The sequence below is a fragment of the Paraburkholderia sp. GAS448 genome, from assembly GCF_050435685.1.
Taxonomy (GTDB): Bacteria; Pseudomonadota; Gammaproteobacteria; order Burkholderiales; family Burkholderiaceae; genus Paraburkholderia.
The window spans coordinates 1-19537 of sequence record NZ_JBNDKT010000069.1; the positions used below are offsets into that span (position 1 = coordinate 1).

Sequence of the window (19537 nt, forward strand, 5' to 3'; positions counted from 1 at the left end):
GGCTTCATGTCACCCCATGAAGCCCGTCAGGCAGCCACCCTGAAAGAGGCCGCCTGAGTTGCAAAACCGTGTCCAGACAATCCGAGCCGGTACAGCGATAGGTCTGCGCCGATGTGCCCTGGTGAAACTCGTCTACGATGATCGTTTTCTTTGTCATGATATTTTCCTGTTTGGCCCGCGCGAACCAGCGCGAGCGCTTTTCCCTGTTTTCCGATCTCTACTCTAGGACTTACGTTGCTCGGCTCCCGCCTTCCACTTGGCGTCCTCGTGCGCGTTAATTTCGTGCAACATCTTTCCAACGGTGTCGCGAATGCGGTCGTACTCTCGAGCAATCTCGGCTACCTGGTCCGAGGTAGGTGGTTCGGGAAGCTGGAAGTCGATCCGTGAAAGCAATCTGTCCAACATGTCACGTCGTGCATAGTATGCGTCTGCTTGTTCGCGCCAACTAAGCTTTTGGCGCAACCCAGCCATGCCGGCAGTTGTTGCGGCGATAGCACTGAAGACAGCGGGATCTACCTTGATGGTTTTCCAAACGCTTGCGACCAGACCCAACACAACTGATACCCCGCTCAGAAGAATGGTGAGCCACTTATAGCCATCAAGCAGGTTCGAAAACGTGCGCGCCCTGCGATGTGAATCTGATCGATCGGTGGAAATCTTGTCGCGCAAGTTTTTCATCCGGCCTGTTGTGTTTGCTTCGTTCGCCATTTCACTACCTTCTCCGATCACTTACGCCAGATGAACCACAGTGCCCCAACGACGCCTGCGGAGCCAAGAAGGAGCACCGCAACGCCGGAAACGAAACTTGCTGTACGGGCTTTCATGCTTTTCCTATGTGCCCTTTGGCACGATGTACTGCGTGGGGACCGCACGGCTCTCATCGAGAAATTTAACGATATCTACGGAGGTCGCGCCTTCAGTCATTGCTTCCAGTTTCGTCTTGCCCCACATCTGCACACGGAACTCCCTAAATCGTTGAGCGCTGAATTCATACTTCCGCTTTTCTGGCGACGACGGGTAGGAGTCCGCCAAACCCTGCTCCCACTGTTCCGCAAAGACAAAAGCTAAGCGAGCGGTCTCCAGTTCCTCTGGCGAAAGCTTCAGAACCCGTTTTTTCCCTAACGCCTTGATCCGCAGTGCGTCCGCTGCTGCTTCATCGGCAATGTCTCCCTTGCCACCATATGCTTCAACCAGTGCAAGTCGGTCCTGCACAGCGGGATTGATAGCTAGGCGAAACAGTGCGTCGGCGGATAGGCGCGGCATGGGCTCTTTTTCTGTTCGCCGGAATCGCCGGCCTTTCCGATCAGGTATCCGAGTGCGAGTGCGGTCGCTTGATCATCACGAATAGCGAAATGACGATGATCGCTCCCGCCACTGTGCCGGCGATAATTTCGATTGTTCCTGCGTCGAGGTCAATAAACATGGCCTTTCCCTGTTATCGGCTTTCGCCGTCGTTACTTAATCAGCATCATTCCGACGACCTTAGATGCAGTCACATCGAACGTCGCGGTGTACTCGCACTCTGCGACGTGCCCCGACCGTTCGATCAGGCAGTCTGCGAAATCTGCCTTGTCTGACGCCGCGAAAACGCGAAGTGCCTTTCGCACCGTGTCCGCACCCTCGACAACCAGTTCCTTCGTGGCAAGCATGGATTCGATGATGTCCTTCATCTGGTCTCGTTCGACGTCGTAGCAGCGCCCGAGCACCCACACAACCTCCACTAGCGCGATCTGCGAAACGTAACCCGGCCGCTCGGCCGAAAAGGACTCCATGAGCGCCGTGGCCTTCTTCGACTGCGCTGCGTCATCCTGCGCGAAGTAGCGGACCAACACGTTTGTATCCAGTCCGATCATCGCGCCGATGCCCCCTGCTCGGCGATGGCGCGGTTCATGTCCTCAACCGAAACCGGCTTGGCAGGCTTCTTCACGATGCCCTTGAGCGACGCGAGCGAGCGAGTGGCCGGATAGACCTCGTACCGGCCCGTTTCCTCGTTAAAACTAAATTCGATCCGGTCGCCGGATTCCAGGCCAAGCTGTTTGCGCACGTCCACCGGGATCGTGACCTGGCCCTTCGATGTGATGGTGGCTGCTGTCATTGTGACCCTCCAAGTTTTCCTTACTTTAAGGTAAGGCGAATGAAAATGCAAGGGCGAAATAGACACTCGCCACACGATTCGTCGCCCTCAAATCACCCCGCTCACAATCGCCGACAGGCGCACCGGATCGCCTTCGATGAGGTTCTTAACGGCAGACAATGAGGAAACTCCAATCAGCTCCTGAATGAGCTTCAACGAGCGACCGTCGCGATGCAGCCGCACGGCAAATGTGCGCCGAGCCGCCGATGCGTTACCGCCTTCGATCCCGGCTTGCTGCTGCAGTCGCCGGACAATCTCCGTCAGCGTTTCGCACGAATAGCTGATCGCGCCGCTGCCTGTTACGCGACGCGTAAAGGTGAATGGCTCTCCGTCGCTCGCCCTGAATAGCGGGCCATGGGGGTCCAGCCCGCGATGCGCGGCTGGGGAGGTTGTAACTCCATGCCGCGCCACGAGTCGATACGCGAGGTAGTCGTCAATCGCTCGGCAGGTTTTGGCGCTTGCCCACAGCAACGGCCGAGCCTTCCCGTTAAAGGTGATTTCGGCGCGAACAGCCGATTCAACGCGCACAGACCCGTTCGCTTCCAAATAGTCCGAGATAAGGAGCTTCGCGGCCTCATTCGGCGTGAGACCAGTGCCATAGAAAAGCAGCAAGAGCGCAACGTCGCGAATCGGAGTTTGCCCCGTGACGGCAGCGACTTTCAGATGGCGAATCTGATGAAGCTCGACAACCGGGGGCTTTGCCATCGTGTAATCCCGAAGTTTTCGTGCCGCATTTTCGGGTATTACGAGGAAGTTTGCCCGCACCCGAGGGCAAGCGCCGCCGACAGCCATGAAAAACCTCACCTCCTCGGAAAATCTGCGCGGCGGGTGGTCCGCGAAGCCAGACGCCTTCCCGCCACTCTGTGAAGAACCAAAATTTGGTCTCCGTTTCCGTCATCAGCTTGGCACCCCAAACTCACGGCCAGATGTATAGCCGCGATAACGCAGGCTGCAATCGCCACGATGAGTAGAAAGTAAATGACCTTTTCCATCTGCCCGTATCGCTGTTACCCGTCCTTCCGAGGTCTTCTGGTCGGCGGCGCGTTTCAGGCCACTGGCTGAACGTTCTCCCACGAACTTCCCCTCTGCCCGCGCTCGTTGCTGCCCGTGCACGCATTCCGGTGATCCGTCGCGTGCGGACACCGCTTGTTGCCGCACGCCGGGCACAGCACCATGCGCATGTCCTGCAGCGTGATCGGGCTGCAGGTCTCGCACCAGCACGCCTCCGCCGCGCGGCTCACCAGACCGGACACGTGCGGATACAGGAACTGGCGGGGCGCCGGGCTCGGACCGCCCGCCAGCGACGCGGCCGGCATCGCGTCTACGCTCTCCAGCGCCGCGATCGCCTTCTCGATCGCCACGCGCACGCGCAGCGGCACATCCTTCCGGTCGAGATCCCTCAGTTCTTGCGCGACCTCGCGCGGATTCGTCTTCGCCATGCCTGTCGTTCCACCAAAGTCCACGGTCTGCCGCCATCGAAAGGATGCGGCACCGCACCCCATTATTCACCGCCTCCTGAAACAAACGCTACAAATCCAGTCTGCTTTCCCCCACTATTCCGCGCCTTGATTCCGGTAGGCCTTCGCTATCCTGAGACCGTACCGGCGGCGCGTGTGCGCCTCCCTGCAATCTCGACCAGGACACGGACTTCATGATGATCCGCAGCACCTCCAACTTCCGCGAGTTCGCAAACGAGCTCTCGCAGCTCGCGCAGCATGGCGTCGACCTGACCGCGTGCCCGGGCATCACGTCGCTCGACGCCGCGCTCAAGTCGCTTACCAGCGAATCTGCGATGACGATCAACCTGCTGCTCGACACGATCGAAGAGCAGAACCGGGCACTCGTCGCGCTCCAGGCACAGGCCGCGTAACCCGCCCTTCCTGATCCTCTAACTGCTCAACACCGGAGAACCCCTTGATCACGAACAGCGTGACAACCGAGGACATCCTCGCGCAACTCGAAGCCGGCCCGCTCGACTCGTTCGCGCTCGCCAAGATCCTGAAGCGCGCGCACGTCGCCGTGCTCTCGAAACTCGAGAACCTGCTCGAAGCTGACAAGGTGTTGGTCGACACCAACCGCACGACAGGCCTGCCCGAATACAGCCTTGCTGAGCGCCCGCGCCGCGACTCCAAGCCGCCGTCGATAGCTGGCGCCCGTTACGTGCCTGAGATAACGCCGCTGAGAGGTTACGAATCCAGTCTCATGGCATTCCGCGACGTCTGCATGCTCACGCGTCGCTAACTCACTTATGCGATTCCCATCACCGTCCAGATGATCTCGAAAATGAAAACTCTGCAATACCAGGGCTTCGTTCCTGGCTACTACGCCCAATGCCGTTATACCTTCCGGTTCGCCAACGAGACCCCCACTCTTGTCTTGATGCAGGATCCGGACGCAAACCTCTTTCTGGACAATTCCATCGAGGCCATCGTTACCGAGTTGCTCCGCACCGAGTTGCTCGACGTAGACGCCACTCAACTGCGGGTGTTCCGCATGGATTCGAGCCGCGGATGGTCGGAGGTTCGATTTGACACAGTTGCTCGTCGCAAGGTGAAGCTCACGTGGTTTCAGAGCCTGAAGGTCGTCTTCGGCTACTCCGACACCCAACCCTTCGAGGTCTCTGATCCTTCGTGGGAACCGGTTACGCCCGAGCAGCGTGCATTCCTCGAATCGCTGGATCATCCTGCGCTGGCGGGCACTCCGACATCGCCTCACTACCTCTAGGCCGGCGGCGCGCGTAGGCTGACTTGCATTCTCCTTCGCACCGGTAGCCTCGAAAGACCAATGGCTTTCAAGGAGGCACCTATGGCAACAGGACTGCGGTTTTCGGAGGAGGAGTACGAGACGCTGATGAAACGCGCAGGATCGCGCGCAGCGCCGCCGCCAGCCATCACGGCACCGAACACTCAGCCCGCGCCGCCGAAGCCTCAGGACCGCATGCTCGCGCTCGGCAGGTTGCACGAAGGCGAGATGAACCAGACCGAGGCCGCATATGCCGCACACCTCGAGCTGCTTAAGCAGGCGGGCGAGATCACCTGGTACCAGTTCGAGGCCATCAAGCTGCGGCTCGGCAAAAACACCTTCTACACGCCCGACTTCGCTGTGCGCCTCAAGAACGGCGAGCTCGAGCTGCGTGAGGTCAAGGGCTACTGGAAGGAAGATGCCCGCGTGAAGATCAAGAACGCCGCCTACCTGTACCCGATCTTCCGCTTCGTCGCAGTCACAAAGATCAGGAAGCGCGACGGCGGCGGCTGGCGGCGCGAGGACTTCTGAGCCGCGCCGCCGGCAGATTCAACTTTCCTGCGAATCTGACGAAATCAAGCTGAGGCCGGCGTTGGTCTTACCGGGCGTCAGGCCGGGTAATTCCTGCGCAGGCCGGAGCTCAGTCTCGCGCTTCTGATCCCTCTCAACTGGCTGCTGGCCCGCTCTCGTATATCGATCGGGCAGTGACGGGCTTTGTATTCAGGGTGATCGGGGCCGCGTCGCAATCTGTGACGAGCACGCCTTTGTTGCAGGCGAGCCAGAGGATGCTGTCGACAACGGCGATGCTGTCACCGCTTGCTCGCGCGAGCTCACCGCACAAGGCCATGCATGCCGCAAACCGTACTTTGACCGGCGCCTGCGGCCGGTCCGGGAAGCCGCTCAGCCGGCAAAGATGTATATCTGGTTTACACACCTGCACCCCAAAGTTCTTCGCAAGCTGATACTGCGTGTCTTGGCCCACGAACGGAATGGCCCGGCACCATTCAAGCAAGCGGACAGTATCGTTAGTCGCCAGCACATCCTGAAGCGCCGCGAAATCCGCTTCGCGGTCCCGCCAGGCGCGTTCGATGGCGGACGCCTTGGCCCGGTATCCAAAAGCCGTCACAACCGGCTCGCCGGCGCGAATAGCACGCCAAACCTTCGCTTCGATCGTTCGGGCCGCCTGCGCCGAGCGGCCCGCGCAGAGGATGATCCAGATGATCTCGCTTGCCATATTCTCGGGAGACTTCGGCGGACGGATCTCGTTGAGAGACCACTCGATCATCCGCGCAGCGTCTGGATCATTGGCGAGGAGCCACGTGCGGGCTGCAACGTACGTGTCGACTGGCAGCCGATCATCAGGCTTAGGGATGGCATACATGGGCATTTCCGCTCGACTATGCAACGCTGCCCGGGGTAATAGCTCGGCTTAGCCGCTCTTTCACCCCGAGATCTCGGTCATTGCGTGACCGTCTTCCCCGCGGCGGCGCGGGGTGCGAGTGCCGCGCTCTGGTCCGCCTCTGTCAGATCCAGCACCTTCGCCGACGCCGTGACCGTCCAGCCTTTTTTAACGGCCGCCGCAGTCAACGGTATGCCAGGCTGAAGCGCTACGGTTCCCTTGTAGGCCACGTTGCCGAGGTTGTCGGCCATCTTGCCCACGTCCGTGCTGTAGTCGATATGGTTGTTTTGCATGTCGAGATCGACCAGGATATGGCCATCGGATTGGACACGCGGCGTGGCGACGACCTTCATGGTTTGATCGTCAGCCACCTGCATGTTCGTCTGGGTCGGGCACTCGCCATTTGCGACGTGGGCCGTCTGGCAGATCGCGACGTCGCTGGTGCGTTGCTCACGCCGCGTCTCGACGATCGTCCGGCCGTCCACTCCCGCCAGATCCATGGTGGCGGCCGGCGCCGAGGAGTCTTCGCGGGACAGCGAGAGATGGATGATTACCATGCGCTTGACTGGCGCATAGTCCGACGCATCGGCACTTGGGGCTGGCGCCACCGGCGTAGCTGCGAAGCCGAGGGCCGGAGCAGCGATCAGCAACGCGCTGCCGAGCTTCATCATCATGGTCGAAAGAGTCTTCATGGGTTGATCTCCTTTATTGCGCGCTCGCGCGCGATTCCTTGGTTGCTACCTTCGGATACTTGAAGAGGCGCAGCCAGCGCAGGCTGAACGGCAAGAAAGCGATCACGCAAATGAAGAGCACCAGCAGGACTTCGCCGATGTTCTTGAGTTCGACTGGCTCTTCCACCTGAACCTCCCGCATGTCCTCACGCAGGCGGCTTACCACGAGCTCGTACATCGCCATGATGCCGAGGACGCCCGTGACCACACCGGCGATCAGCCACCATTTAACCGATTCCGCCGCCTGGAGGAATTCCGCGCGGTTGTGATCCGCCTTTTCGCGCGACACCCAGCCGTCGCACTTGTTGTCGAGCTTGAGCCACTGTGCCGTCGTTATTTCCTTCATGTCCATTGCTTTGAACCACGTTGCCGTGCTATCGGCGAGGCGCTGCGCGGCCGCCTGGATCTGCTCCGGCCGGACCTTGCTCGGATCGGCGTCGCATACCAGCATCGTGTCGTGAATCCGCTGCTCGGCCGAGAAGACCATGGTCATGGAGTCGAGTTGCGACGCCGTACGGCTCGCTTCGAAGCCGACGACCTCCAGCGGCAGCAAGCCCGCCGCCACGACGGCCACAAACACGGTGACATTGAAACGCAGCGGCACCCTCTTCACGCGGCGAAGAAACCAGTACAGCAGCGGGTAGGAGATGAAGACAGCGAAGGCAGCCCAGGCAAGCTGGATCAGGGACGAGCGGTCGTAGAGCATGAAGGACCTTTTTCGAGTGGATCGAGAACTCGCCCATGCGCCAGCCGCACAGACGATCCCAACACCTACCCTACTAGCCGCCCCTGACGCGAATTATCGAAAAGTCACCCTTTGTTGGGCAGCTTTCCCGCGCCGCCAGCGCGCCTCAAATCCGGCATCTGGCGGCGCGTGTCCCATTCGATGACCTGCGCGCCCCGGGCCTTGTAGCTCTTGATCTTCTCCGCCTTGCGGGCCTCGTAGTCGGAGTTGCCCATCATTCCCCAGACCTCGAGCACGCACTCGCCTTCCTGATCCTGCAGGCGGAAGTCAGGGAACTCGGCCTCGCCGTCATAACGCAGCGGCTTCGTGAACGCCCGGCCCGCATCGACGAGCGCCTCAGCCATTTGCATTTCGTAGGAGGAATCGGCCGGGATGTAATGGCGGCTCGTCAGCATGAAGGACATGTCGACGCCCTTGAGCGTGCCGTTGCGCGTGACCTCGACCACCATGATCATGATGATGTGCGAGTCCGGATTTCCCATCTGGGCAGCAGCTGGTGGCGCGGACCGCTGCGCATGCTCGACAATCGTCTTGTCGACGAAGAACGCCTGCATGTGGTGCTTCAGCTTGACCTTGTAGCTGAACTTGGAGAGCTCCATCGACTTCAGCTCGCCAATGACGATGCCGCGCAGCCGATAGTCCCCACGCGCCTCGAGGCGCGAACGGAACTTCGCCCAGGCCGATTCGATTCCCTCGCGCTCGGTCTCCCGCCATGCCGGCACACAGTACAGCGCGTTGTCGACCGGCTCGCCGTTCACCTTGCCTTCCAGGTTGATGAGCTCGCGGCGGCAGCGCCACCAGTCGCGGGTCCAGCCCGGTCGCCACTCGTTCAGTCCGGCGCGTTCCCACAGCGAATGCAGCATGCCGAGCATGCCAACCTTCGCTCGCGTCTTGCCGCCGCTCTTTGGTTCCTCGCTGCGTTCGACCGGCCCGGTCCTCGCCTCGACACGAACCTTCAACGGAACATCGGCATTGATGTCGACGGTCCCGTCCGGCCTTCCGATGATCGCGCCCTTTGCGTAGCCCGCGCGACCGCTCTCCGCTTCCGCGCGTAGTCGGAAAGTACATTTCCGGTGATGTGAGAGCGCGTCTTCCGGCCAGACGGCCAGATGGTAGAGCCCTTCGCGTAGCCGGATCTGCAGTCGCCGGCCACCGGGCACGCACAGGCATCTCGCATGTCCTTGCGTAGCGCGGGCCGTCTCGAACCACCTGCGATAGCGCGTCGGCTCCTGAAGGATTTCTTCGAGCACCAGCGTGTGCCCAGCCAGATCAATGCGCTGATCAATGCGCTCGTTGTGCGCGACGTGTTCCATCCTTCCCCCGACAGCAAGCGCACAAGGGAGGGAGCGCTCGCTAACACCTGCGTTGGCCTATTTGAGTTTGCGCAGAAGGTCGAGGTACGTGACGTATCGCTGCGCATCGTCTTCCGAGATGCTAAGGCGGGACGCAATTTCGCGCGTCTGAATGTCGGGGTTTTCTTGGCGCATTTCGCCAATCCGATGCAAATTCTCCGGCAGCAGTTCGTCGTCGCTCAGCGAACTGACCGCCGCGTTCTCCGGGAACTCTTCGTCAAGCCATGCAGAGAATACCTGCGCATCGATCGTGCCCTTCGCCTTCATGAGCGCGCGCACACCCTCAAGGCTGATCATGTTGACCACGTCATCCGACAGCGGGCTCGGCCACACTTCGTCCTGCATGCCGGCGGCGCGCACGAGGTCGTCGAGCTTAACACCTTCCACCATGCCCACGATCTTGGCGACGTCGCGCAGTCGCAGGGCGACAAGAAGCCTGTCTCGCGACATGGAGACAAACACTTCTTTACCGGCATAGGTTCGCCTTTGAACGGGCATAGTCGGATAAATCAGGTCGAATTGATAAGCAACTGCGCGTTGCGGGAGCACGACTATACTAAATCTTTTTCGTTCTTACATCTCGGGTTGGTTATATTAACAAATGAAAAACCATCGAGAAATACGTGACCCTTGGTCTTAACGGACATTGTTAAGACCAAAGAGATCAGATCCTTAACTATCCTTGCCTGAGTCTGGTGCGCGCGGTTTGAAAAGTACCACGCTGTCTTTAAGCGGCAGGTCCATTTGTCGTACATCGAGCAAAGCGTCATTCCGACGGCGGCCCGAATTCTCCTGACCCTTTGCCCTCCGCGCGTCGGCAGGCGACGCGGCTCCGACCCCACGTGGCACCGGCCGCGACTTTGCCGATCGCGCCTGGCGCTGCTCGTCGCTGACCTTGCGCGGTGCGCGGCGGAAGCCCTTGAAATGACCATAGTACGAGCTCGTGGCGCCCGTGCGGGTATGGCCGAGCATTTCGCTGACCTGACTCAACGCCTGATGCAGGTCCTCAGCTGGCAGCTGGTCGGCCGTCCCGCCTAGCGTCGGCGGCACGAAAGGATTCTCCGGGTTCGTCATGGCCGCGTTCTCCGAGAACTCAGCACGCAGACCGTGGCCACTGACGCCGGCCGCACTCTTCGTGATGCCGATTTCCTCCATGCGGCGCTCGTACTCCTTCAGGTTGTACTCAAGCGTGGCGGCCTTGCCGCGCCGCGTCGTCTTCCACCCCATCGCATCGCCCTTCGGCATGAGCACCTTCACGTAGTCGAGCACCTCGCGCTGGTAGCTGTTCTTGATCGGCACGTTCCGCGCCCGCCCGCCCTTTGGTCCCGCGTTGGGGTAGACGGCGAGGTAATCCCCGTGATCGCACTTCCACGGCTTCAGCATAAGGATCTCTTTGCGCCGAAGGCCGAACGCGACCGCGAGCCGGAGCATCAGGCCGAATCGCTCGTTGCGCCCGTCCGCCTGGGCGATCTTCTCGTCGATGTTGATGCCGTTCTGCGACCACGACTTCGACGCGATATCGCCGGTCCTGCGCTGCAGTGCAGCCTTCGGCACCTCCGGAAGGTAGTCCTGAAGCCCGCGCACCATTCCCTTCTTGCCGATCCACATGGCGAACTTGCGCAGCACCGAGAGTTCATTTTGCATCGTGGCAACGGCCCGGCCCTGCCAGTGCCAGTGCCGCACGAGCGCTTCGATGTGTCGCTCACCGAGATTGCGAGGGTTCTGTAGTTTGAAGCCGAGCCCGGTCAGCGTGCCGAAAACAGCGAAGAGCACCGAAGCAGTCAGCTCTCGCGTCCGGTTCGAGGCGACATTGCCGTTCACGCGGACGCCTGCATGCCGATCCACAATAATCTTCAGCTCCCTCCGCCAGCCCCCAGGGGTATCCGTCCGCCCTGCGGGCGGCGCGTGCGGCATGTCTTGCACTACGAGTGCGTTCATCCCAGCCTCCATAAGTCGCTCATCACACAATGGTCACGCCTCGCCGCGTGCCTTGCGCATTGTGAAATGCGCGCCCGTTCTCGCCGGGGGTACCACACCTACCGTAGCGTTTGAGGGGCATGAGCAAGCCCTTCGTAAAAATGTGCGTTTATGCGCCGGCTCCCACTACAACTTTTACTGCTCGGCGACACCCCGACGCTCACGCTAATCGGGTCTCCCTCCCTTGCGGGATGGAACTGGCCTTTCAAGCAGGGACCATACTGCACCGGTTCGTCTTGCGACGATTTAGGCCCGGTACTAGCCTCGTTTGTTCAACTCCCACATGCCGTGCAGCATGCAGGCAGAGCCCTCTATCCGCCGGTCTTGCGACCCGACCAGATAGCCCACCCACCGACATAATCAGCGAGCAGCAAAAGCCTCTTCTACCGCAGGTCGTTCGACCTTTCGGACTTTTCGTTTGTGTACGTTGTGATCCCCGGTACCGGACGCTCTTCCGCACGAGGTAAGGGTTTCGCCCTTCCTCTGTGTCCGATTGTCGTCCGATTTGCCCCGGGTGAAAAAAAACGCGCATGCGCGCGCCTTCGCTTTTCGAGGTGATCGTCGTGCGACGAATTCACCTGAAAGACTGGCCAGCGGTAGTGCTACCAACTGACTCTTCGGAGAGCGAATCCGGCGAGGGATTCGCATGCCGCCAGCGCGGCGCAGGAAACTACCGAGTGGGACTTCGCAGTCCCGATGACCGAAGTAAATCACATCGAGAGCCTTGCTGCAAGCGCCTCAGCGAGAGTCTTCGTATACGGGGCGCGCGACCACTTGAGCAAAGCCGGGGCATTCTGACTAGAGGCGGACAGCACCGCCCACGATCCAGCCGCACTCTACGATACTCCCCGTATCTCCTCACCTTTCGACGCTGATCTCCTGTTTCTCTACAGTGCTCGACGATGGTAAGCCTTTACCGTCTACGTTGCTCGTCCATGCTGAACGCTACCTCGCCGGTTCTACCCCTCCCGCTATACGTTGCTCTACAGTTCTCTCCATTTCGCTCTACGTTACTACGCAGATACTCCTCATTAGTTGTCTCTATTCCTTCCAGCGATTTAATGAAAGCCATCTTTCCACGGCAATCATTCGGACTTTCGGTATCGGCCTATGTAATTCTCTAACCAACCTTTACCCATAAACCAGAAATAGCACCGTGACCTCGTTACACGAGTTTTTGGCTAAAAAGCGACAGGAGCGAAACCGGGGAAAACTTGCGGGTCTCGCAAACCAAATCCAAGAACTCAAGGATCTGGGCGCGAGCTACAAGGAAATAGCCGAGTATCTGCAGCTCGAGCACGGCCTCACGGTGACTCGAAGTGGCCTGCAGAAGCACCTGAAAAGCCTTGCGAGCAAACGGTCGGCCCAGCCCGCGCTCGAAATCAGTTCGCCGGCGCCAGGACTGCCTGCCCCACCAGCGGCACAGCCAAATCCGCTTCCCCCTATCGCGCCCCTGGAGAAAGCATCTGCTCCAGACGAAGCATTCAGGGCACAGCGCCCGATTGAGGGCGACAGAATCCAGACACGGGCCGAATCGGCCGCGGAAGATGTTGTGGCCCGCTACCGGCTTGGATCCCCGGAGCATCAAGCAAAACTAGCAGCGTACAGACAACGCAAGAATCAATCTCAAACCTGATCGACACGAGCCAAAGGAGCAACCATGCCGCTGAAAATCCTCGTTATCCATTCGACCAGTATGGTCGGCAAGAGCACCGCCGTCGTGTCCCTGCTGCATCCCCGCCTCAACTCGCCGCGCGTGTTCTCGGTTGAGAAACAGAACCAGGATGCGGGCCGCTATGGCATCGAGGTAGTTCGCTATCGTGCCCCTGACTTCAAGAAGCTGATCGACGACATCATCATCGAACCCAAGGACCTGATCGTCGATGTCGGCGCATCGCAGTACGCCGACATCATGAAGGAGTTCGCCCGCGTTCGCGGCGCCATCAACGACTTCGACGTCGTGATCGTCCCGACTACGCCCGATGGCCGAGTTCAGGAAGAGACCCTCGGGACAATCGAGACTCTCCGCAAAGTTGGGCTGCAGCCGGAGAAGCTGCGCGTCTTGTTCAACCGCGCAACCATCGAGCAAGGAGATGACCTGGATCTCCAGTTCGAACCGGTCATCGTGTACCTGACCGAGACCCGGGGCCTCTCCTACCACGACGATCTCGTCGTCTACGAGAACCCGATCCACTCGGACCTGCGCGCGGAAGGGCTCTCATTCGAGCAGGTTGCAAACGACACGACCAACTACCGAAAAATGGTCGACGAGGCCTTGCGCAAGGCACCGAAAAGCCCCGAAACCATGGCCCTGATCCGCCGTCTCAGCATCCAGCGCGCCGTGGCCAGCGCCAAGTTGGACCTCGATGCAGCGTTCGTCGCAATCCGTCTGCCGGCCGCTCACGTCGAAGCTCTGCCGGCCGTTCACGTCCACGCGGAGGAATAAGCGTGCTACGTGGTGGACCGCGCGGCGCCATCGAAGCGCTTTACGCCCTTCAGGCTGAGGAAGCCACCGCCCTTCGCGCCGACATGCGAGAGATGGTAGAGGAGTTCCGCGCGCAACATCGCGGCGCAATCGAAGCGCTTTACGCCATTCGGGCGGAGGTAGCAACCGCACTTCGCGCCGACGTGCGAGAGGTGGTAGACGAGCTCCGCGCGCATCATGCCCGATACCAGGAAATGGTTGAGCAGCGGCGCACGGCGGATCACCAGATCCTCGAGGCCGTCGCCGTCCTCACTGCCATCGCGAAAGCGCTTGAATCTCTCGCGCGCGAAGCGGACTCGATGCCGGATCGAGTTCAGGCAGTCCTCAACTCGGCCGACGTAACGGAGATTCACAAGAAGCTTGCCGATGCCTTGGCCGTGGACATTTGGGCGCGGCTCGGCACTCATTCGGATGCCGAGGCCAAGCGCTTCGCCGATATTGCGGCCCGCATCGATATGAACGTGCACGCGGCCGTCCGGAATCTTCGAGACGCAAACATCGGCAAACCCAGTCTTCCGCCGGTCAAGACAGGGGGAACGGTCAAGGAAAGGTTCTTGCGCCGCGCCCACCACTACTACATCTCCTTGTTACGCCTGAGCGGCGACGTGCATCACCTTGCTGTCACCTTCGCCAGCGTCTGCGTGGGTCTGGCTGCCCTCGCATTCCTGATCAGACAACTCTCTCGCATACCAACCGGCCACTGAAGGCCGCCTTCTTCATCCGCCTCGCTCGTCAGGGCATGACACCAATAGCCGCGCAGACATTTGTTTGCGCGGCTCTTCTGCATTCACTCTTCGTCATAACTAGCCCTGCGATTGCGTCAATATGAACGACTCCACGTGGTTCATGCGTAATGAATCACTCCCCGTGGTTCATACGCTACCTTCCGGCATCAAATGTGAGGGGCGCCAAGAATTTTTTTAGATAGGGGGTGAAACTTCCGCCGAGGGTGCCGTATGTGCTCTACATCGACGGCAACAAATGCCGCCCTATCGTGTAGAGAGGACATCCGATGATTATGTCACCCAGCACTTCCGCCGTCCCGCTCCCGTTGATGCCTGCCGATCTTTGCAGTCGCGCACGGGACGAACTCCGAAACGTTCACTGACCATTTCGTCTGCAAGTAAAACGCCCGCGTACAAAATAGGAGTCCAACATGTCCTCCCTGGCAGCCATCCCAACCGCTGATCCCATTCCGTCCATGCCGGCTGGTCTTTCCCACGAGTCGCAGCAAGAGCTGAGTGCCCTCGCCGTCAGCCTGCGTGGTCACTTCACGAGCCTGCAGCAAACCGCCGTGCAGATCGCCTTGATCACGTATCGTCTCATCGAGATCATCGGCGACCCTGGTAAGGCGCAAGCCTATTTCTGTCAGGTCACGGGCAAAGCTCCCAGCACCTTCCGCACCTACCGAGGCATCGGCAGGATCGTCAGCAAGCATTTCACGCATCCCGACGGTTACATCCCGATGCACATTACCCGCCTTCCCCTCGACGCCTTCCATCTGTTTGACGAGGGCACCGATGTCCGAGTCGTCGAGGCAATCGACGAACATGCGCAGAAAGGTCCTTTGACGACGGCGCAAGTCAAAAAACTGATCGACGAGGCGACCGCAGATCTGCGTGGCGATCTTGAAGAAGCAAACGCGCGCGTCGTCGAACTAACCGCATCGACCGCAGAAGCACAGGCACACGCAAAGGATGCGGAGAACGGAAAGGCGGAAGCTACAGCCAAACACGATAGCGTGGTTGTCCAACTTCGCGCTCAGGAGCAACTGACCACGGAGCTTCAGGCCGACCGCTCAGCGGTCCTCAACGACCTCCGGGAAGCCCAGGAAGAACTGGACCGACTTCGTCAGGCTGAGACCCAGATTCAGTACGTCGACAAGCCGGTCGAGGTGCTGCCGAAGGACGTCGAAAGTCTCGAACAAGCCCGGACCGAATTGGCCGAAGTCAGCGCTCGCCACACGCGTCTGACGCAAGAACTTCAAGAAATCGACCGCATCATCGCGGATGCGCGCAAGGCGTCGAATTCCCTCGACGAACTCGAAAAGGGTGTGAGTGGCCTGATCGCTGCTTTCCCGTCGGCCCTGGTCCTCAAGATGCAAAGCTCGAATCCGACGATCGCTGCGAAGATCGATGGGATCGTGGACCAACTCCGCGCCCTGGCCGACACACTGGCCACAAAAGAACTCGCCTAATCCCCTTCACGTCCAATCCCGGAGATAACAATGAGCCGCGCAAACGGACCCGAACTGTTCCTTCCGCCCCTGGCAAAGATGGCCATGGCAGAAGCCAATACCAAGATCCTCGAATGCTATCGCAGCCTCAAGGATCATGCGGATCCCGCTGCCGCTCTCACCTTCGGCCTCTCCGACGAGCAATTCGAGATCGTTCGCAAGCTGAGCCATTCGGATATTCGCTGGCTCGCGAGTGAAGGCCTGCCGCTCTGGAAGGCGCGCTTCGAGTTGAAGATGATCGACGGAAAGCTCGAACTCGATCGCGAGCAGGTGATCGCATCCCTGCTGATGACCTTCTGAAGATCAGGACCCACCCGACAAGGAGCATGACATGTTGACCGCTGGAAGCGCACCTACCCTCAACGAGCGCATTGCTCGCGCCCTCATCCTTTCCGGAACGAGGCGACCGGTGGTCAAGAGCATCAGCCGAGTTCCGGATCCGAAGATCGACCAGATGTACTCGCAGGAGATCGGCCGAAATTCCACGTCCGGACAGTTGCCTTCGAGTCTGGAGTGGTTCACGAAGACGCACCGCATCCAGATGCATGGCGCCTTTGTCTTGCTTGCCTATCACCGCATCTACAAATCCCTGCGTGGCTCGTCATTTCAGGGCATCATGCCTGACAGCATCCCCCGCGTTGCCTTCACCCGCACCCTGACGTGGTACCACGAAATGTGCGGCGGGCAGAACAAAACCGTCATCAGTTCGCAGCGCCTCTACACACTGATCCGCACCTTCGCCGATGCTCAATCGATTAGCCAGCGTGGCAACGAGGCGGCAGAAATCAAGCTGCACCACTGCGCGACCTGCAAACTTCCGCTGATCATCCCGCGCCACTACAGCGAATACCATTGCGCCGACCACAAGCCCAAGGGGCGCAGAGGGCCTAAGGTCTAATGTCGGTCGCGGCCGAATCATCAATCGAAAAATCGCACTTTCGCGCCAGACTTCTGGCGCCGCGTCTGACGATTAGGGCGCTACCATCCACGTAAGACATCACATGTGGAGAAGCGCGTTGCATACGACGCAGGACCAGGCGGCAGGCCTGCTGCCCTTACAAGCTGAAGACACCATGCCTGCAGAAGAAACCTTCGACATTAACCAATTGCGGGACCGTGGCTGGACTCGCCAGATGGTCGCCCGCTTCCTTGGTGTTCCAGACGCACGTCGACCCGCCACGCGCGGGGGCGGCGGACGTCCGGCCGAACTCTTTCGCATCAGTCGCGTTCGCAATGCCGAACGCATGGTGGCATTCTCCGAGGCCCGACGTACGGTGTTCGAACGATCTGCTCTCGCTCGCCGCTCCCAGGAAGACCGCCGCGCATCGGTCCTACGCTTCGCCTCGAGCCTCGAGTTGACACTCCCCGACCAGGACATCGAAGGCGTCATGCAATCCGTGCACTCCACCGGACTCGCTTCCCCTAACTGCGATCACGCCGACGACCGGAATCGCGCCGTGCGTCTCCTTCTCGGCATGCTCGCGGACTCTACCAGTCGACTTGACGTGTTCCAAGGACAGCCCGGCATTCGGGACGCGCGCTCTCTGCTCCTCGACCGCAAGCTCGCTCTCATTGCTTCGCGATATCCGGCCCTAGCCGAGAGTTGCAACATTGTGAAGCTCGAACAGGCTCAGGACAATGAACCCTCTCTCCTCCCATAAAAGCTACGCCACGGTGCGTCTTGTGGCGGCTCGTCTCGGTACTGAGATCGCCCAGTTGGCCCCGAACTGGAAATGGCGGGTTGACGGCGTTGCAACCGCCGCGGTGCTGCTCGTCCTGATCCTCGACAGGACTTCCATCAAGGTCTCAGCGGCCGGCCCATGGATGAATGTCGTCGCGATCTTCTGCGTCGGCTTCGTCGTGCAGAGAACTTTGGGCTGTCGCCGGCAGACAGGGCAACGTTCGCCCGGGCTCCTCCGAAGAATCATCACTTCGCGTCGGTCGCGCGGCTAGTTCCACGAAGTGCGCCACGTCGATTTGCGTTCCCCTTCGACGACTCTATCCTTCTTTCAAGTGCGCGGGACATCGAGCAACGACCCCGCGAAATGAATCACCACTCAAGGAGTGAGCAATGAGCGAGATCGAAAAGCGCAACAACTATCCGACCTACAACGAAGTCATCAACACGCCGCGCCAAGCCAAGCTGTGGCAACCGTTCCAGCCGGACGGCGAGCACTCGAAGGCGGAAGTCGCGGTCGCCAATGCGGGCGTTCTGGTGGCATTCGTGCTGCTGGTCGCGATGACGATCGGCGTCTACGCGGGCACTCTCTGGCTGACGAACCTCGGCCGCGACACTCTGATCGAGATGATGCCAGGATGTGCGAGCTTGGCGGATCTGATCGGTATGGCGCTGAAGGTTCTGGCGACAATCTCCGTCGCGTGGTTCATGAAAATGTGCTGGAACTGCCTACCGTACGTGGTGAGCAAGCTGCGCGAGAACGCTGACCAAGTGATCTAAGGGCTGATACCCCTCATCTCTCGAAACTCGAACGATGGTCATCTGTTCGAGCGCACTCTGGTCGGTTAGCCCGTGTTCCACGACGCGGGCGCCGTCCAGAGTCATTTCAGGTGCTTCCGATTAAGCCAAGGATACCGGCCTGCAACGGGGCGATTCGTTTGTGCGCAGCGCAGTTGGGTTCCCTTGCCCGCTCGAATATTCGAGCAATTAGAGAGCAGGCCCACTTGTCGCTGCCGGTGAGTCTTTCTCATGCGCCGCGCGGTCCACCTGAGCGACCTTGTCCAAAGATTCTACGATCCATGCCAGTGTGGCGAAGTGCGCCCCGAACGACTCCTCGCCTATCGCTACGAGGACATCTCTAAAGCGGCCCACGACATCAAATAGCGTCGCAGGCAACCCAGATACACCACGTGCCGACGTTTATGGGTAGCCGCCTTGCGGCCTGGGAAAAGTGTCTTTCACGCAATCTCAATCAGGACGCCGAGCCGCTCGCGCTATTGCGTTTCGTCCGCATACCCGTGCTTCAGCAGGTCGCTGACGACTGATTTCACCTTCGCCGCATACCGGTCGCGATAGTACGGCGTGGCCGAATTGTAGCTCCCGATCGCGGCCCAGGTGTTGCCGTATTTGTCGATGGACTGTCGGAGAATCCACGCGCCCATATAGACGCTCTTGCACCCATTATAGAGATCAGTCTTTCCAATACCGTAACGCGCGAGTTCCGGAAGGTGAGTCGAGTTGATTTGCATCATCCCGTAGTCCACCGAGCCATTCCCGTTCGTATTTGTTGCATCGGGTCGGCCGCCACTCTCGACGATCGCAATAGCCCTAAGGATTAGGGGGTTGACGTGATGGAAGCTCGCCGCATCGTCAAAGCAATCGGCGAAGGCCGCGCCTGGCAGAAGGACCAGGAGCGAGATACACAGCCAGCGAGGCAAGTAAGGCATACGCATGTTCGTCGTCCGCGTACGAATGGAATGAACTTAGATGAGTTCGATTTTCGCGGCTTAGTGCAACTTGCAAAACATGAATGTTCCCCCCACGACGCTCGCCAATCGCTCGCTGCAATCGCTGCGCCGATGACACCCTACCGATTGGCTCGACATGGGGCAGTCGACGTCGATTTGCATCGGTCCACCCGCCACTTAGACTGGTTTTGTCCAAGTCAGGACGCGTTATCGCGCGGCGGTTTCAAGAGTGAAGCGCAACAGGGGGCTAATGAATGGAAGCTGAGTGTATCGAAGCGGTTGCGAGCATACGTTCGAAGACCTCGAATGG

General features: G+C 59.8%; 27 protein-coding genes. 13 read left to right on the plus strand and 14 right to left on the minus strand.

Annotated elements, in window-relative coordinates:
* Positions 1-4: 4 nt before the first annotated feature.
* From P3T23_RS44835 to P3T23_RS44865, 7 genes are all read right to left on the minus strand, one after another.
* Positions 5-157 (minus strand): hypothetical protein, encoded by a 153-nt coding sequence (locus P3T23_RS44835; protein WP_429322451.1) that lies wholly within the window; start codon positions 155-157, stop codon positions 5-7.
* A gap of 65 nt (positions 158-222) precedes the next feature.
* Positions 223-708, minus strand: a complete 486-nt coding sequence (locus tag P3T23_RS44840; protein WP_429322452.1) for a hypothetical protein — start codon at positions 706-708, stop codon at positions 223-225.
* Positions 709-831: 123 nt separating this feature from the next.
* Entirely contained in the window at positions 832-1263 is a 432-nt protein-coding gene (locus P3T23_RS44845) for a hypothetical protein (RefSeq protein WP_429322453.1), read from the minus strand.
* 191 nt (positions 1264-1454) lie between these two features.
* A complete protein-coding gene (locus tag P3T23_RS44850; RefSeq protein ID WP_429322454.1) occupies positions 1455-1853 on the minus strand; it encodes a PIN domain-containing protein in 399 nt (132 codons plus the stop codon).
* Entirely contained in the window at positions 1850-2095 is a 246-nt protein-coding gene (locus P3T23_RS44855) for an AbrB/MazE/SpoVT family DNA-binding domain-containing protein (protein WP_429322455.1), read from the minus strand. Before P3T23_RS44855 ends, P3T23_RS44850 begins: the two co-directional genes overlap by 4 nt.
* 87 nt (positions 2096-2182) lie before the next feature.
* The gene (locus tag P3T23_RS44860) at positions 2183-2839 is read right to left on the minus strand and encodes a tyrosine-type recombinase/integrase (RefSeq protein ID WP_429322456.1); all 657 of its coding nucleotides are present in this window, start codon (positions 2837-2839) and stop codon (positions 2183-2185) included.
* A gap of 341 nt (positions 2840-3180) precedes the next feature.
* Entirely contained in the window at positions 3181-3573 is a 393-nt protein-coding gene (locus P3T23_RS44865; protein ID WP_429322457.1) for a hypothetical protein, read from the minus strand.
* A gap of 212 nt (positions 3574-3785) precedes the next feature.
* On the opposite strand from P3T23_RS44865, the gene P3T23_RS44870 reads away from it, so the two are divergent.
* The 4 genes from P3T23_RS44870 to P3T23_RS44885 all read left to right on the plus strand — a co-directional run bounded on the left by P3T23_RS44870 (position 3786) and on the right by P3T23_RS44885 (position 5407).
* Positions 3786-4004, plus strand: a complete 219-nt coding sequence (locus P3T23_RS44870) for a hypothetical protein (RefSeq protein ID WP_429322458.1) — start codon at positions 3786-3788, stop codon at positions 4002-4004.
* Positions 4005-4048: 44 nt separating this feature from the next.
* Positions 4049-4375 carry a hypothetical protein gene (locus P3T23_RS44875; protein WP_429322459.1) on the plus strand — a complete coding sequence of 109 codons (327 nt, stop codon included), beginning with the start codon at positions 4049-4051 and terminating at the stop codon, positions 4373-4375.
* A 42-nt stretch (positions 4376-4417) separates the two neighbouring features.
* Positions 4418-4858 carry a hypothetical protein gene (locus P3T23_RS44880; RefSeq protein WP_429322460.1) on the plus strand — a complete coding sequence of 147 codons (441 nt, stop codon included), beginning with the start codon at positions 4418-4420 and terminating at the stop codon, positions 4856-4858.
* Positions 4859-4939: 81 nt separating this feature from the next.
* A complete protein-coding gene (locus P3T23_RS44885; RefSeq protein WP_429322461.1) occupies positions 4940-5407 on the plus strand; it encodes a hypothetical protein in 468 nt (155 codons plus the stop codon).
* 133 nt (positions 5408-5540) lie between these two features.
* On the opposite strand, the gene P3T23_RS44890 is transcribed toward P3T23_RS44885, so the two are convergent.
* From P3T23_RS44890 to P3T23_RS44915, 6 genes are all read right to left on the minus strand, one after another.
* A complete protein-coding gene (locus P3T23_RS44890; protein WP_429322462.1) occupies positions 5541-6263 on the minus strand; it encodes a hypothetical protein in 723 nt (240 codons plus the stop codon).
* 71 nt (positions 6264-6334) lie between these two features.
* Positions 6335-6967, minus strand: a complete 633-nt coding sequence (locus P3T23_RS44895; RefSeq protein ID WP_429322463.1) for a hypothetical protein — start codon at positions 6965-6967, stop codon at positions 6335-6337.
* 13 nt (positions 6968-6980) lie between these two features.
* The gene (locus P3T23_RS44900; protein WP_429322464.1) at positions 6981-7712 is read right to left on the minus strand and encodes a hypothetical protein; all 732 of its coding nucleotides are present in this window, start codon (positions 7710-7712) and stop codon (positions 6981-6983) included.
* Positions 7713-7816: 104 nt separating this feature from the next.
* Positions 7817-9064, minus strand: a complete 1248-nt coding sequence (locus tag P3T23_RS44905) for a DUF1173 family protein (RefSeq protein WP_429322465.1) — start codon at positions 9062-9064, stop codon at positions 7817-7819.
* A 57-nt stretch (positions 9065-9121) separates the two neighbouring features.
* A complete protein-coding gene (locus P3T23_RS44910; RefSeq protein ID WP_429322466.1) occupies positions 9122-9652 on the minus strand; it encodes a hypothetical protein in 531 nt (176 codons plus the stop codon).
* A gap of 123 nt (positions 9653-9775) precedes the next feature.
* Complete coding sequence (locus P3T23_RS44915; protein ID WP_429322467.1) at positions 9776-11041, minus strand: phage integrase N-terminal domain-containing protein; 1266 nt, start codon at positions 11039-11041, stop codon at positions 9776-9778.
* Between the two features lie 1195 nt (positions 11042-12236).
* Between P3T23_RS44915 and P3T23_RS44920 the strand changes: the two genes are divergently transcribed.
* From P3T23_RS44920 to P3T23_RS44960, 9 genes are all read left to right on the plus strand, one after another.
* Entirely contained in the window at positions 12237-12716 is a 480-nt protein-coding gene (locus tag P3T23_RS44920; protein ID WP_429322468.1) for a hypothetical protein, read from the plus strand.
* 24 nt (positions 12717-12740) lie between these two features.
* Positions 12741-13526, plus strand: coding sequence for a hypothetical protein (locus P3T23_RS44925; RefSeq protein WP_429322469.1), 786 nt, complete (start codon positions 12741-12743; stop codon positions 13524-13526).
* Between the two features lie 2 nt (positions 13527-13528).
* Positions 13529-14269 carry a hypothetical protein gene (locus P3T23_RS44930; RefSeq protein WP_429322470.1) on the plus strand — a complete coding sequence of 247 codons (741 nt, stop codon included), beginning with the start codon at positions 13529-13531 and terminating at the stop codon, positions 14267-14269.
* A 452-nt stretch (positions 14270-14721) separates the two neighbouring features.
* The gene (locus P3T23_RS44935; protein WP_429322471.1) at positions 14722-15762 is read left to right on the plus strand and encodes a hypothetical protein; all 1041 of its coding nucleotides are present in this window, start codon (positions 14722-14724) and stop codon (positions 15760-15762) included.
* A 30-nt stretch (positions 15763-15792) separates the two neighbouring features.
* Entirely contained in the window at positions 15793-16101 is a 309-nt protein-coding gene (locus tag P3T23_RS44940; protein WP_429322472.1) for a hypothetical protein, read from the plus strand.
* A gap of 31 nt (positions 16102-16132) precedes the next feature.
* Entirely contained in the window at positions 16133-16699 is a 567-nt protein-coding gene (locus P3T23_RS44945) for a FlhC family transcriptional regulator (RefSeq protein WP_429322473.1), read from the plus strand.
* A gap of 118 nt (positions 16700-16817) precedes the next feature.
* Positions 16818-17462: a hypothetical protein gene (locus tag P3T23_RS44950; RefSeq protein WP_429322474.1), complete on the plus strand. Its 645-nt coding sequence runs from the start codon at positions 16818-16820 to the stop codon at positions 17460-17462.
* Positions 17440-17754: a hypothetical protein gene (locus P3T23_RS44955; protein WP_429322475.1), complete on the plus strand. Its 315-nt coding sequence runs from the start codon at positions 17440-17442 to the stop codon at positions 17752-17754. Before P3T23_RS44950 ends, P3T23_RS44955 begins: the two co-directional genes overlap by 23 nt.
* Before the next feature lie 118 nt (positions 17755-17872).
* Complete coding sequence (locus P3T23_RS44960; protein ID WP_429322476.1) at positions 17873-18259, plus strand: hypothetical protein; 387 nt, start codon at positions 17873-17875, stop codon at positions 18257-18259.
* A 494-nt stretch (positions 18260-18753) separates the two neighbouring features.
* Here the strand turns inward: P3T23_RS44960 and P3T23_RS44965 are convergent, their stop codons facing one another.
* Entirely contained in the window at positions 18754-19212 is a 459-nt protein-coding gene (locus P3T23_RS44965; protein WP_429322477.1) for a lytic transglycosylase domain-containing protein, read from the minus strand.
* Positions 19213-19537 lie beyond the last annotated feature (325 nt).